Below are 12,973 nucleotides of genomic sequence, written 5' to 3'. Positions count from 1 at the left end.
AGAGGCCATCACACTCTCGTGAATGCGCTTCTGCGCCAAGCCTGTTTGGCCTTAGCGGCGGCGACACACCTCGCGCCAGCGCCAGTCTCCACTCCGGTCGCGCACCCGCTCCCATCGGCAGGAATTGTTGCGCGGCGGCCCCCAGGAGCGGGCATAGCTCGGAACCCGCCCACGAAAATTAGGGTCCCAGGTGCAGCGATTCTGCCGGCACACCCACCCCACCGGCTCCGCCGACAAGGTTTTCGCCGCAACAGCATCCTGAAGAAGCGTGTGCACGCCCCCTGCGGGAAAAGCCATGGCCGGGCTGCTCACGCCCCCGTTGACCATTATGCCCCCAGCCATGCCCAGAATGAGCGCCCAGCCACGCATGGATAAATGCATGTTTTGTGCCTCCTGCCCTCAGGCCCCAGCAGATATGGCAGGCCCTGACGGTGTGAAAATGAAGAGGCATTTCAGCTCAGGTAAAAACAAAAGCACAGTCTTTCAGCAGATTTGAAACTCGAGTGTTGCACCCCTGCTCATCTGCCCGTGATACTGCGCGCATGATCGACAAGCTCGAATATCTCATTGCGCTCTCGCGGGAGCGGCATTTCGGTCGTGCGGCAGAATCCTGCGGCATTTCCCAGCCAACACTTTCAGCGGGCATCAAGCATCTTGAAGATGTGCTGGGCGTGCTTCTTGTGCAGCGTGGCTCACGCTTTGTAGGGTTCACCCCCGAAGGCGAGCGCGCGCTGGATTGGGCCCGGCGCATTGTGGGCGATACACGGGCCATGCGACAGGATATCGAGGCACTGAAACGCGGCCTTTCAGGGCCGGTGCGCATTGCCGCCATCCCTTCGGCCATGCCCATGGTCGCGGCGCTGACAAGCGCCTTCTGCACCCGCTATCCAGATGTGCGCTTTACCATCATATCCGGCAATTCGGAGGAGATTCTCACGGATCTGGAGAATCTCGCCATTGATGCCGGGCTAACCTATCTGGACAATGAGCCGCTGGGCCGGGTCAACACCGTGCCGCTTTATCAGGAAAGCTACCGGCTGATCGCGCGCACCTCACTTCTGCCCGAGGCCCCCGAAAGCATCAGCTGGAAAGATGTCGCCAGCCTGCCCCTCGCCCTCATGACATCGGATATGCAGAACCGCCGCATTATTGATGGCGCCCTGTCCGCCCTTGGCCAGCGCGCCGCGCCCATGCTGGAATCCAACTCCATGATCGCCCTGCTCTCCCATGTGCGCAGCGGGCTATGGGCCAGCGTAATGCCCGCCATGCTGGCCGAGGCATTGGGCATACTGGAAGGCGTGCGCGCCATCCCCATCATGGAACCGGAACTCTCCCATTCCATCGGCCTGGTCGCCCCCTATCGCGAGCCTTCAAGCCCCATCACCACAGCACTGATTGCCGAAGCCCGACGCATCGCACCGACTCTGCAAGATGGGATCTGGCCGGAGCGCCCCCTTGCTGCATCGCAATAAAGTCGCTCGATGTCTCCGATAACCGAGGCGGAAAGCCATGCCGAGGCACCGGGTCTTTCCGCCAAAACATCATTTCTGGACAATACCTTAAAGACAATATGGCCGGTGCCCCACCGGGCTGCTCTCGCAACCACGTCACCTCAATAGAAATGTTCTATCGCAGCATGAAACTGCGGCATTGATCCCCCTGCCATTTGTGACACTCTTTTTAAAACGATCACAAGGAGGCAGTTGCGCAGGCCAGCAGCGCGACTGCCATCAGGGAAGGCGGACGCCTATGGCTGTCTATGAGGATTGGAGCACCGAGCGCGCTGCTCAGGTGATTGCGGAATATCAGAGCCTTGAAGGGGCCACCCTGCCCATCCTGCATGCGGTGCAGGAAACCTTCGGCTATGTGCCTGATCCCGTCATTCCCATGATCGCCGAACAGCTCAATCTCTCACGGGCTGAAGTTTATGGTGTTGTCACCTTCTATCATGATTTTCGCCGTGAGCCGCCCGGCCGCCATGTGGTGAAGCTGTGCGCGGCGGAAGCCTGCCAGTCCATGGGGGCGAAGGCGCTGATTGCCCATGCGGAAGAGCGCTTCGGTGTTTCCATGGGTGAAACCACGCCGGATGGCGCAGTGACGCTGGAACCCATCTACTGCCTCGGCCTGTGTGCCTGCGCCCCTTCCGCGCTGGTGGATGGCCGCCTTGTGGGCCGGCTGGACGCTGAAGCCATTGACGAGATCTCCGAAGGTTTCGTGAACGGAAAGGGCGCACAATGACCGTCCACCGCATCTATGTACCCAATGACGCCACCGCCCTTGCCTGTGGCGCAGACCGGATCGCCCGCAAGCTGGAGGAAGGCCTCGCCGCGCGGGGCATCACCTATGATATCGTGCGCAATGGCTCGCGCGGCCTGTTCTGGCTGGAGCCACTGATCGAAATCGAAACCGATAAGGGCCGGGTGGGCTATGGCCCGGTGAAGCCTGCGGATGTGGAAGAACTGCTCCACGCCGGCCTTCTGCACGGGGCCGATCACCCGCTCTGCGTGGGTGTGGTGGATGAGCTGCCCTTCCTGAAGAAACAGACCCGCCTCACCTTCGCCCGCATCGGCATTATCGACCCGCTCTCCCTCACCGATTATGAGGCCCATGGCGGCTATCGTGGCCTGAAGCGTGCGCTGGAGCTGGGGCCGGAAGCGATTGTGGAAGAGGTGCTGGAAAGCGGTCTGCGCGGTCGTGGCGGCGCAGGTTTTCCCACCGGAATCAAGTGGCGCACCGTGGCCCAGACCGAGGCTGACCAGCGCTATATTGTCTGCAATGCCGATGAAGGCGACAGCGGCACCTTCGCCGACCGCCTCATCATGGAAGCTGACCCCTTCTGCCTGATTGAAGGCATGACGATTGCCGGCATCGCGGTGGGGGCCACCAAGGGCTATATCTATTCCCGCTCGGAATATCCCATCTCCTTCGTGGCGATGGAAAAGGCCATCGCCAAGGCGCGCCATGCCGGCCTTCTTGGCCGGAACATCGCCGGTTCGGATTATCATTTCGATATGGAAATCCGCATGGGCGCAGGCGCTTATGTCTGCGGCGAGGAAACCGCCCTGCTGGAAAGCCTGGAAGGCAAGCGCGGCGAAGTGCGCGCCAAGCCCCCATTGCCCGCCATAAAGGGGCTGTTCGGCCAGCCCACCGTCATCAACAATCTCGTGTCTCTGGCCACCGTGCCCATCATTCTTGACAAGGGCGGCGCCTATTATCGGGATTTTGGCATGGGCCGGTCTCGCGGCACCATGCCAATCCAGCTCGCCGGCAACATCAAGCATGGCGGTCTGTTTGAAACGGCCTTCGGCATCTCGCTCGGCGAACTGGTGAACGAGATTGGCGGCGGCACCGCATCCGGTCGTCCGGTGCGCACGGTGCAGGCTGGCGGGCCGCTGGGAGCTTACATGCCCGTCTCCCAGTTCGATACGCCGTTTGATTACGAAGCCTTCACCGCCAAGGATGCCCTCATTGGCCATGGCGGGCTCGTCGTGTTCGACGATACGGTTGATATGGCGCAAATGGCGCGGTTCTCGATGGAGTTCTGCTCCGTTGAGAGTTGCGGCAAATGCACCCCCTGCCGCATCGGCTCCACCCGTGGCGTTGAAACGCTGGACAAGGTGATGGCCGGGCAGGATCGCGCGGCGAATCTCGTGCTGCTGCGCGACCTCTGCAACACCATGAAGCTGGGCTCTCTATGTGCACTGGGCGGGTTTGCGCCCTATCCCGTGCTGAGCGCCCTCAACCACTTCCCTGAAGATTTCGGCGATACGACCGAAATGCCCGCGGCCGCGGAATGAGCCCGGAGGACCGCCCGATGGACACCACTTCTGCCCCCCACATCAATTCCACCATCACCATTCATGAGCGGGATTACGGCACCCCGGCCGCCACCTCCGACAAAATGGTGACGCTGACCATTGACGGTACACAGGTGACGGTGCCCGAAGGCACCTCCATCATGCGCGCCGCGATGGAAATCGGCACGCAGATCCCCAAGCTCTGCGCCACCGACATGCTGGACGCTTTCGGCTCCTGCCGGCTGTGTCTGGTCGAGATCGAAGGCCGCAACGGCACGCCGGCCTCCTGCACCACGCCGGTGGCGGAAGGCATTTCGGTGAAAACCCAGACCGAGCGCCTCAAGCAGATCCGCAAGGGCGTGATGGAGCTTTATATCTCCGATCATCCGCTGGATTGCCTCACCTGCTCCGCCAATGGTGATTGCGAATTGCAGGATATGGCCGGCGCGGTAGGCCTGCGCGAGGTGCGCTATGGCTATGAGGGCGAGAACCATCTGGCCCTCGCCAAGGATGAATCGAACCCCTATTTCACCTATGACGCCTCCAAGTGCATCGTCTGCAACCGCTGCGTTCGGGCCTGTGAAGAGGTGCAGGGCACCTTTGCGCTGACCATTTCGGGCCGCGGCTTCGAAAGCCGGGTTTCGCCCGGCATGTCGGAATCCTTCCTGTCGTCCGAGTGCGTCTCCTGCGGGGCGTGCGTGCAGAGCTGCCCCACGGCGACCCTTAATGAAAAGACCGTGTATGAGATCGGCACGCCCGAACATGCGCTGGTGACGACCTGTGCCTATTGCGGCGTCGGCTGCACCTTCAAGGCGGAAATGCGCGGTGATGAGCTGGTGCGCATGGTGCCCTACAAGGAAGGCAAGGCCAATCGCGGCCATAGCTGTGTGAAGGGCCGCTTCGCTTATGGCTACGCCACCCACAAGGATCGCATCCTCAAGCCGATGATCCGTTCATCCATTGATGAGCCGTGGAAGGAAGTGAGCTATGAGGAGGCGATTGCCTATGCCGCCTCCGAGTTCAAGCGCATTCAGGCCAAATATGGCCGCCGCGCGGTGGGCGGCATCACCTCTTCGCGCTGCACCAATGAAGAAACCTATCTGGTGCAGAAGCTGATCCGCGCCGGCTTCGGCAACAACAATGTCGATACCTGCGCCCGCGTGTGCCATTCGCCCACCGGCTATGGCCTCTCGCAAACCTATGGCACCTCCGCCGGCACACAGGATTTCGACAGCGTTGAGAAGACCGATGTGGTGCTCATCATCGGGGCCAATCCCACTGATGGCCATCCCGTGTTCGGCTCCCGCCTCAAGAAGCGCCTGCGTGAGGGAGCGAAGCTGATCGTCATTGATCCGCGCCGCACCGATATTGTGCGCTCGCCCCATGTGGAGGCTTCCTATCATCTGGCGCTGAAGCCCGGCACCAATGTCGCCATTGTCACCGCCATGGCCCATGTGATCGTGACCGAGGGCCTTGTGAATGAGGCGTTCGTGCGCGAACGCTGCGATTGGCAGGATTTCCAGGAATGGGCCGCCTTCGTCGCAGATGAGCGCCACAGCCCGGAAAATGTGGAGCAATATACCAAGGTGCCGGCGGAACTGGTGCGCGGTGCAGCCCGGCTTTACGCACAGGGTGGCAATGCGGCCATCTATTACGGCCTTGGCGTCACCGAGCATTCGCAGGGTTCCACCACGGTGATGGCGATTGCGAATCTGGCCATGGCCACCGGCAATATCGGCCGCGAGGGCGTGGGCGTGAACCCGCTGCGCGGACAGAACAATGTGCAGGGCAGCTGCGACATGGGCTCCTTCCCCCATGAGCTGCCGGGCTATCGCCATGTCTCCGGCGATGCCGTGCGAGAGAGCTTTGAAGCGTTGTGGAACGTGCGTCTGGATGAGGAACCCGGCCTGCGCATTCCCAATATGTTTGATGCCGCCGTGGATGGTTCCTTCAAGGGCCTGTATGTGCAGGGCGAGGACATTCTCCAGTCCGACCCCGACACCAGGCATGTCTCGGCCGGCCTTGACGCGCTGGAATGCCTCGTGGTGCAGGATATCTTCCTGAACGAGACAGCGAACTACGCCCATGTGTTCCTGCCCGGCTGCACCTTCCTGGAAAAGGACGGCACCTTCACCAATGCCGAGCGTCGCATCCAGCGGGTGCGCAAGGTGATGGCCCCCAAGAATGGCTATGCCGATTGGGAAGTCACCATGATGCTCTCCAATGCGCTGGGCTACCCCATGCCTTATGAGCACCCCTCGCAGATCATGGATGAGATCGCAGCCCTCACACCCACCTTTACGGGCGTCTCCTATCAGAAGTTGGAGGAGCTGGGCTCGGTGCAGTGGCCCTGCAATGATGCCGCCCCCGAAGGCACCCCCGTGATGCATGTAGATGGCTTCGTGCGCGGCAAGGGCAAGTTCATGCTCACCGAATATGTGCCAACGGATGAGCGCACCGGCCCGCGCTTCCCGCTGCTGCTCACTACCGGGCGCATTCTCTCGCATTACAATGTGGGGGCGCAGACCCGGCGCACCGCCAATGTGGCCTGGCACAAGGAAGACCTGCTGGAAATCCACCCCCATGATGCCGAGAACCGCGGCATTCGTGATGGTGATTTCGTGAAGCTGGACAGCCGCTCCGGTTCCATCTCACTGCGGGCGCACATTACCGACAGGGTGGCGCCGGGGGTGGTTTACACCACCTTCCACCACCCTGAGACACAGGCGAATGTGGTGACCACCGATTTCTCCGACTGGGCCACCAACTGCCCGGAATACAAGGTGACAGCGGTACAGGTTTCCCCATCCAACGGGCCCACCGCCTGGCAGGAGGCCTATGAGGACCTCTCGCGAAAAAGTCGGCGCATCGCTGTGGATGCGGCTGAATAGTCCCCCAGCCGCAAAACCGGGCCTGTTCCCTCCCCCTTGCAGGCTCCGGTTTCCACATCGCGCCGCAGGGCCCATGGTGTACCCTCCGCCATGGGCCCTCTCTTCTTTCCCGGCCGGGCAACGGGCTGTTCCCGCCTCTGCCCAGCCCTTTCATAAGGCAGGTTCGCGCGGATGGCAGATCTTCCCGACATCAGCGACGAGATGATCTCCGCCCCCCTCAAGGCGCCACCGCCCGCCCGTCGCGTGGGGCGTATCCAATGGCGTGAAGGCGTGCTGAGCGAGGGCCTGCGCACGGTGCCGGAAGAGGTGCCCGTGGCCCTCACCTATAATGGCACCACCCATGCGGTGATGATGGCGAGCCCCACCCATATCGAGGATTTCGCCCTCGGCTTCTCTCTCACGGAAGGCATTATCAGCAGCCCTTCCGAAATCGAGAGCTGCGAAACCCTCATTCTTGATGAGGGCGTCGAAGCCCGCATGTGGATTGCCGAAGAGCAGATGCGCACCCTCTCTGCCCGCCGCCGTACATTGGCCGGGCCAACAGGTTGTGGCCTGTGTGGGGTAGAAAGCCTGGCCGCCGCCATCAAGCCCGCAGCCCATGTCACCTCCAGGGCCCGGTTCGAGCCGGAGACCGTGCGCAGCGCCATGTCCAGCCTTGGGCCGCTTCAGCTTCTGGGCCATGAAACCCGCGCAGTTCATGCCGCCGCCTTTTTCCAGCCCGGCGCGGGCATTCTGGGGCTGGCGGAAGATGTGGGTCGCCACAATGCGCTGGACAAGCTGGTAGGCAGGGCCGCACGCGAACAATGGCAAACATCGTGTGGCCTGCTGCTGCTCACCAGCCGCGTCTCCATCGAAATGGTGCAGAAAGCGGCGGTGCTGGGTTGCGGCATCATCGTCGCGGTGTCCGCCCCCACCTCGCTGGCCATCCGCATGGCCGATGCCGCCGGCATCACGCTGTGCGCCGTCGCGCGCGCGGATGGTTTCGAGATTTTCACCCATGCCGGACGCATTCTGCCCGGCGACAGGCTTCAGGCCCTCTCTGGCACAATGGAATGACAGCCATGGAACAGCACGATACCTCATCCCACAATAGCGGCATGGACAAGCTGGTCTATATGGCCAACCAGATCGCCACCGCCTTCGCCCAACAGCCGCACGAACAGGCCGTGAAGGAAACTCGCACCCATATCCGCAAGTTCTGGGACCCGCGCATGCGCGCCAAGATGGCCGAGCATGTGGCCGCAGGTGGTGAAGGGCTCTCGCCCGTGGCGCTGGAAGCCATGAAGGAACTTGCCGCCACTTCTCCCGCGTGAAACGCCACACCCATATGCCACATTTGCATGCCAGCCTTTCACGCCTCGCCTTTCATGCACACGCCTTGATGTGACGGCGCGGATCGCCCATCTTCCGGCCAGATCCGCCGCTGCTCGGGGCTGCTTCACATGAGGAAAAGGGCATGAACCGCCTGTTGCTTGTTCATACCGGCGGCACCATCTGCATGGGCCAGACAGCGCAGGGCCTTGCCCCGCAGGATGGGATTGTGGAAGCCGCGGTGGCCGCAAGGCTCGCGACGGGTGTCAGCCTGATAGTGGAACGCTTCGCGCCGCTGGTGGACAGCGCGGATATCGGCCCGCGCGCCTGGAACCGCATGCTGGATCTGATCGAGGCGCATCCTGGCACATCCGTTCTGATGACCCATGGCACCGATACCATGGCCTATAGCGGTGCGGCGCTGTCACAGGCCCTTGCCGGCACGGGGCGCAGCGTGGTGCTGTGCGGCTCCATGGTGCCACTCGGTATGGGCGGCGATGCGGAAAGCAATCTGGAGCTTGCCCTCAGCCATGCGCTGGCCGGTGCGGCCGGAGTGCGGCTCTCCTTCAATGGCGCAGTGCTGCCAGCAGACGGGCTGGTGAAGGTGCATAGCCAGAACGCCAATGCCTTCCGGGCCATTCCGCAGGCCCCGGCCACATCACCGCTGCATCGCCGTTTTGATCCGTCCCGGCGGCTGGCCATTCTCCAGCTCACCCCCGGCCTGCCCGTTCCCGCGCTTGCCGCCGCGCTTGAGGCGCTGGATGGTGCAGTGCTGCGCATTTATGGCGCGGGTACCGTGGCCGATGATGAGGCGCTGTTCGCTACGCTGGCCGCGGCCATCAGGGCCGGCAAGCGGCTGCGCGCCGTCAGCCAGTGTGAGAGCGGAGGGCTGAAGCCCGGCACTTATGCCGCCGGGCAGAAATTTTGGAATTGCGGCGTGGAAAATGGTGGGCAGGAAACACCAGAGGCAGCGCTGGTTCATCTGTGGCTGAACTGAAACCAGCCCTTATCCATCTGGCCCGCTGGCCCCAGCCATGAAAAAGCCGCCCCCGCAGCGGGCGCATGGCCCATGCGGAGACGGCGAAATTCTGCAACCGGGAAAAGTCCGGGGCGATCAAGCCGCTCAGTCTTCCATGTCGTCCAGGTCGGTATCGAGAATGGCCATCTCGAAATTGTAGGACAGATCCTCGTCCTCATCGTCCTTGAACATCACACCGATGAACTCATCACCCAAATAGACCTCGGCCGAATCCTTTTTCTTCGGGCGACCCACCACCTTGATATGCGGGTTTCCGAACAGGGTCCGCATGTAGCGCTGGAGACGCGCGAGCTCGGTTTTATCCAAAGGTTCCTCCTGAGGTGAACTGGTTCGCCTTATGGCCTTCGCCTGCATGGCATTCAAGGCATTCGCCCCGAAAATTCACCATGATGGGGGAAGACGGGGATAGACGCGGTTTTATGGGGAAAGCTGAAGCTGGCTCAGATATCCGCCCCGGCGAAAATATCCATATCCTCGAACATCTGATCCATTGAGCGGGCAGGTTCGGCGCACCCCGCCTGGCCCACCACGCGGGCGGGAATACCTGCCACGGTGGAATTGCGCGGCACCGGCTTCAGCACCACGGAGCCGGCGGCCACACGGGCGCAGCGCCCCACCTCGATATTGCCCAGCACCTTTGCGCCCGCGCCAATCAGCACGCCACGGCGAATTTTGGGGTGCCGGTCCCCCCTCTCCTTGCCGGTGCCGCCCAGCGTCACATTCTGAAGAATGGACACGTCATCCTCAATCACCGCTGTCATGCCCACCACCACGCCGGTGGCATGATCCAGAAAGACCCCCCGGCCCAGCGGCACTTGCGGGTGAATATCCACCCCGAAGACCGAGGACATGCGACTTTGCAGATAAAGCGCGAAATCGCGCTGCCCCCGCCCCCATAGCCAATGGGAGAGGCGATGGCCCTGAATGGCGTGAAAGCCCTTGAAATACAGCACCGGGTCCAAAGTCCGGGTGGCAGCCGGGTCACGATCCACCACCGCCATGATGTCCGCGCGCAGGGCCTGGGCGATGGATTTGTCATCCGCCACCGCTTCCAGATAGGCCGCGCGGATCACGGCTGCCGGCAGATCGGCATGATCCAGCCGGGCGGAGAGGCGTTCGGCGATCACCGCTTCCAGGCTGGGCTGGCCCAGAATTGCGCCGATGAGGAACGCCGAAACCAGCGGCTCGCGCGCGGCGGCGTCTTCCGCCTCGCTGCGCAAACGGGCCCAGACCGGGTCCACCACATCATGCCAGCGATCCGGCGTGGCATTGGTGATCTTGAAAGCAGTATCATCAATGGACTGGGGCGTGGTGCCCTGCTGGAGCATTTCGGTTTCCGTGGGCACGGAAGACTGCGCCATGCCTGCCTCCTGCGGGTGGGTGTGCTGTGTTTCGGGCACTTTAACATGGGCACTGCGCCACGTCAGGCGCAGTGCGGAAAATGCGATACATTCCCGATCACGGTCTGCGGAGCAGAAAATCCAGAACGCCCTGCTTGAACACCTTGTCGCCGACGGCGGGATTATGGTCCCGGTTGGGAATATCCAGCGCCTCACCATCGGGCAGAAGGGCGGCAAGAGCGTGGGCGTCTCCGGCCACCTTGTCCCGCGTGCCCACCGCCACCAGCACGGGCTGATAGATGCGGGCCACCTCCTCCCGCGACAGCTCCTGCCGGGAGCCGCGGATACAGGCCGCGAGGGATTTGAGATCCTGCCGGTTATTATCGGCGAAGGTGCGGAACATCCGGCCCATCGGGTCTGTCACATCCTCAAGGGAAGGAGCGTCCATCGCATCGGCGATGGTCTGCGGCAGACCCACGCCATCCACCAGATGAATGCCCAGCCCGCCCAGCACCAGAGAGCGCACTCGCGCCGGATAAAGCAGCGCCATGAAGGCACCCACGCGCGCACCCATGGAATAGCCGATCACATCGGCCCGCTCCACGCCCACATGGTCCAGCAGGCGCACCGCATCCGCTGCCATTTCGGTGGTGTGGAACCGCTCTGGCTCATGCACCTTGCCGGATTCGCCATGGCCGCGATGATCGAAGGCAATGACGCGATAGCCCGCCTCAATCAGCGTGCGGGTCCAGGAAGGGCCCACCCAGTTCACGTCCTTTGAAGAGGCAAAACCATGGATAAGCAACACCGGATCGCCCTGGCCCTCATCAAAATAGGCCAGTTCAACACCATCGGAATTGAAATGGGGCATCTTCCATCCTTCGCGCGGGCCGGCGGCTGAACCTTGCCGGATGACATGTTTCGCTGCCCCGCTTTAGAAGCTTGGCGCACCGCTGCCAACCGTATCCGGCTCATTGCGCCTGTTTGCCGGGCGCATGTCCTCTTTCCCATTCATCTTCGTGACGCGGGATTTCCGGCCGCGACGCCCATCCCAGAGCGGACGCACACAGGCCACGCACAAGCTGCGCAGGGCCGCTACCAGAACGAAGAGATAAAGCAGCACCCCCAACCCGAACCACACCAACTTGAGCAATGCGCCGGAAATGACCAGCGCACCGCGCCCCACTGTCTTCAATATGGCGAGGGTTTGCGGCCCCCGTGCCTCGGCCAGCTTCGCCACGCGTGACAGGTCGGCCCCGCTATCAGCCACCTTCAGCCCTTCCATGGCGGCGCGCGTGCCGGCCCTGGCCTGCACTGTGGCCACATCATCCAGCATGGCCCCGAGGCGGGCGAGCTTCTGCGGGCGCACCACCTGCTTCAAGGCGGCCTTATCCAAAACGCCACTGCGGACCAGTTGTGACAGAGCCGGAAGATCCACGCTTTCACGCGCCGCACGCACAAAACCGCGCCCCAGCCCGGCAGAAAGCTTGCCGGTGCGCTTGGCCACCTTCACCACACTCACTCCGGCACGGGCCGGCAAGCCGGAACCCACAGTGGCATAAGTGCCGCCCGTAATGGCCAGACCCGCGACGGAAAGACCGAGAATCAGCTCATCGGCATCTTCACCCATGGCCAGACGCCAGCCTTCGCGGCTGGCATCGCGAATATCACCCCACACCATCAGGTCTCCGGCCAGAGCACCGGCAAAGCCCGCCATTTCATCCGGCTCACCCAGCGCAAAACCCAGGCTGAAATCCTTTGCGGCGCGTAGGGCCACGGCAAGATCGCCATTTTCCGCCTCCACACGCGCCCGCAAGGCTGGCGCCACCGCAAGGCCCTGCCCATCAGCCAGCGCCAGACAGGATGCGGCCAGCGTAATATCGTCGGCCGCCAGCGCCTTTTCCATCTCCTGCGTGACTGTGCCGGAATCAACATGCGCCAGCGCCAGATCCGAGAGCACGGCCGGGTTATCCCGCGCCTCCAGCAGGCGCACGCTCTGCTTCGCCACCGGCAGCAACCATGGCGAGGCTCCCAGCAAAGCGGCGCACAATGCAAGACGTGTGAGAATGCGGCCCATCATGCCCTTTCATATGGTGCACAAGGTGAAGGCCGCCAGACGTCACCCTCTTCATCACCCTTGTGCACCGGCCAATCGACGCGGCCACAGGGCTTTTGTCTCTGGCCCCTTTTCTGGAAGCGATACAAGGGGTATGGTCCCGGCAAATTCAGCTCGCGGAACGGACAGGACCATGGCGGAAACCGGCATCCCTCATTTCTGCAACGACCTTGGCGTCACCGTGATTGAGGTGGGCAGCAAGGAGTTCATGTGCGTCGGCGCAAAGCCGCCATTTGACCATCCCCACATCTATCTGGATCTGGGTGAGGACACCGAGAAGGTGTGCCCCTATTGCTCCACACTCTATCGCTACAATCCGCAGCTTGCCGCCGGTATGGCCAACCCTGCGGAATGCGTGTGGCACGATGAGGACAAGGCGCTCTCCGCCGCTTGAGCCTCTTCGCGTAGAGCCGGTGGTATTGGCCCATAAAGGGCGCAAAGCACCGGCTATGCTTCGTGCGCACGCAATTTCTGCGTTC

At 62.5% G+C, this 12,973-nt stretch carries 13 protein-coding genes; 8 read left to right on the top strand and 5 right to left on the bottom strand.

Going from position 1 to position 12,973, the window contains the following annotated elements; translation table 11 throughout:
- Positions 1 to 51: 51 nt before the first annotated feature.
- Entirely contained in the window at positions 52 to 381 is a 330-nt protein-coding gene (locus ACT6QH_RS08685) for a hypothetical protein (RefSeq protein ID WP_444974424.1), read from the bottom strand.
- Between the two features lie 161 nt (positions 382 to 542).
- Between ACT6QH_RS08685 and ACT6QH_RS08680 the strand changes: the two genes are divergently transcribed.
- From ACT6QH_RS08680 to ACT6QH_RS08650, 7 genes are all read left to right on the top strand, one after another.
- Complete coding sequence (locus ACT6QH_RS08680; RefSeq protein WP_444974423.1) at positions 543 to 1,472, top strand: LysR family transcriptional regulator; 930 nt, start codon at positions 543 to 545, stop codon at positions 1,470 to 1,472.
- 277 nt (positions 1,473 to 1,749) lie between these two features.
- Positions 1,750 to 2,238: a formate dehydrogenase subunit gamma gene (locus ACT6QH_RS08675; RefSeq protein ID WP_444974422.1), complete on the top strand. Its 489-nt coding sequence runs from the start codon at positions 1,750 to 1,752 to the stop codon at positions 2,236 to 2,238.
- The gene (locus ACT6QH_RS08670) at positions 2,235 to 3,797 is read left to right on the top strand and encodes a formate dehydrogenase beta subunit (RefSeq protein WP_444974421.1); all 1,563 of its coding nucleotides are present in this window, start codon (positions 2,235 to 2,237) and stop codon (positions 3,795 to 3,797) included. The genes ACT6QH_RS08675 and ACT6QH_RS08670 overlap by 4 nt, the downstream gene beginning before the upstream one ends.
- Before the next feature lie 17 nt (positions 3,798 to 3,814).
- Positions 3,815 to 6,688: a formate dehydrogenase subunit alpha gene (fdhF, locus tag ACT6QH_RS08665; protein ID WP_444974420.1), complete on the top strand. Its 2,874-nt coding sequence runs from the start codon at positions 3,815 to 3,817 to the stop codon at positions 6,686 to 6,688.
- A 171-nt stretch (positions 6,689 to 6,859) separates the two neighbouring features.
- Positions 6,860 to 7,744: a formate dehydrogenase accessory sulfurtransferase FdhD gene (gene fdhD / locus ACT6QH_RS08660; RefSeq protein WP_444974419.1), complete on the top strand. Its 885-nt coding sequence runs from the start codon at positions 6,860 to 6,862 to the stop codon at positions 7,742 to 7,744.
- A 5-nt stretch (positions 7,745 to 7,749) separates the two neighbouring features.
- On the top strand, positions 7,750 to 8,001 hold the full coding sequence (locus tag ACT6QH_RS08655) for a formate dehydrogenase subunit delta (RefSeq protein WP_444974418.1): 252 nt from the start codon (positions 7,750 to 7,752) through the stop codon (positions 7,999 to 8,001).
- 143 nt (positions 8,002 to 8,144) lie between these two features.
- The gene (locus ACT6QH_RS08650; protein ID WP_444974417.1) at positions 8,145 to 8,996 is read left to right on the top strand and encodes an asparaginase domain-containing protein; all 852 of its coding nucleotides are present in this window, start codon (positions 8,145 to 8,147) and stop codon (positions 8,994 to 8,996) included.
- Between the two features lie 126 nt (positions 8,997 to 9,122).
- On the opposite strand, the gene ACT6QH_RS08645 is transcribed toward ACT6QH_RS08650, so the two are convergent.
- The 4 genes from ACT6QH_RS08645 to ACT6QH_RS08630 form a co-directional block, all read right to left on the bottom strand.
- Complete coding sequence (locus ACT6QH_RS08645; RefSeq protein ID WP_444974416.1) at positions 9,123 to 9,344, bottom strand: DUF3126 family protein; 222 nt, start codon at positions 9,342 to 9,344, stop codon at positions 9,123 to 9,125.
- Between the two features lie 134 nt (positions 9,345 to 9,478).
- Positions 9,479 to 10,399: a serine O-acetyltransferase gene (cysE, locus tag ACT6QH_RS08640; RefSeq protein WP_444974415.1), complete on the bottom strand. Its 921-nt coding sequence runs from the start codon at positions 10,397 to 10,399 to the stop codon at positions 9,479 to 9,481.
- A 97-nt stretch (positions 10,400 to 10,496) separates the two neighbouring features.
- The gene (locus ACT6QH_RS08635) at positions 10,497 to 11,249 is read right to left on the bottom strand and encodes an alpha/beta fold hydrolase (RefSeq protein WP_444974414.1); all 753 of its coding nucleotides are present in this window, start codon (positions 11,247 to 11,249) and stop codon (positions 10,497 to 10,499) included.
- A gap of 63 nt (positions 11,250 to 11,312) precedes the next feature.
- Entirely contained in the window at positions 11,313 to 12,458 is a 1,146-nt protein-coding gene (locus ACT6QH_RS08630) for a hypothetical protein (protein WP_444974413.1), read from the bottom strand.
- Between the two features lie 169 nt (positions 12,459 to 12,627).
- Here ACT6QH_RS08630 and ACT6QH_RS08625 point away from each other — a divergent pair, with 169 nt between their 5' ends.
- Positions 12,628 to 12,888 (top strand): zinc-finger domain-containing protein, encoded by a 261-nt coding sequence (locus tag ACT6QH_RS08625; RefSeq protein WP_444974412.1) that lies wholly within the window; start codon positions 12,628 to 12,630, stop codon positions 12,886 to 12,888.
- Positions 12,889 to 12,973 lie beyond the last annotated feature (85 nt).

The sequence above is a fragment of the Haloleucobacter albus genome (assembly GCF_052492075.1).
Note: the sequence above shows the minus strand (reverse complement) of the source record. Positions and strands in the feature narration are given on the sequence as shown.

What these genes read in the sequence shown, in the direction of transcription:
- fdhF (WP_444974420.1), top strand. Translation starts at nt 3,815, where the DNA reads ATGGACACCACTTCTGCCCCCCACATCAATTCCACCATCACCATTCAT.
- ACT6QH_RS08655 (WP_444974418.1), top strand. Translation starts at nt 7,750, where the DNA reads ATGGAACAGCACGATACCTCATCCCACAATAGCGGCATGGACAAGCTG.
- ACT6QH_RS08670 (WP_444974421.1), top strand. Translation starts at nt 2,235, where the DNA reads ATGACCGTCCACCGCATCTATGTACCCAATGACGCCACCGCCCTTGCC.
- cysE (WP_444974415.1), bottom strand. Translation starts at nt 10,399, where the DNA reads ATGGCGCAGTCTTCCGTGCCCACGGAAACCGAAATGCTCCAGCAGGGC.
- ACT6QH_RS08685 (WP_444974424.1), bottom strand. Translation starts at nt 381, where the DNA reads ATGCATTTATCCATGCGTGGCTGGGCGCTCATTCTGGGCATGGCTGGG.
- ACT6QH_RS08680 (WP_444974423.1), top strand. Translation starts at nt 543, where the DNA reads ATGATCGACAAGCTCGAATATCTCATTGCGCTCTCGCGGGAGCGGCAT.
- ACT6QH_RS08630 (WP_444974413.1), bottom strand. Translation starts at nt 12,458, where the DNA reads ATGATGGGCCGCATTCTCACACGTCTTGCATTGTGCGCCGCTTTGCTG.
- ACT6QH_RS08625 (WP_444974412.1), top strand. Translation starts at nt 12,628, where the DNA reads ATGGCGGAAACCGGCATCCCTCATTTCTGCAACGACCTTGGCGTCACC.
- ACT6QH_RS08650 (WP_444974417.1), top strand. Translation starts at nt 8,145, where the DNA reads ATGAACCGCCTGTTGCTTGTTCATACCGGCGGCACCATCTGCATGGGC.
- ACT6QH_RS08635 (WP_444974414.1), bottom strand. Translation starts at nt 11,249, where the DNA reads ATGCCCCATTTCAATTCCGATGGTGTTGAACTGGCCTATTTTGATGAG.
- ACT6QH_RS08675 (WP_444974422.1), top strand. Translation starts at nt 1,750, where the DNA reads ATGGCTGTCTATGAGGATTGGAGCACCGAGCGCGCTGCTCAGGTGATT.
- fdhD (WP_444974419.1), top strand. Translation starts at nt 6,860, where the DNA reads ATGGCAGATCTTCCCGACATCAGCGACGAGATGATCTCCGCCCCCCTC.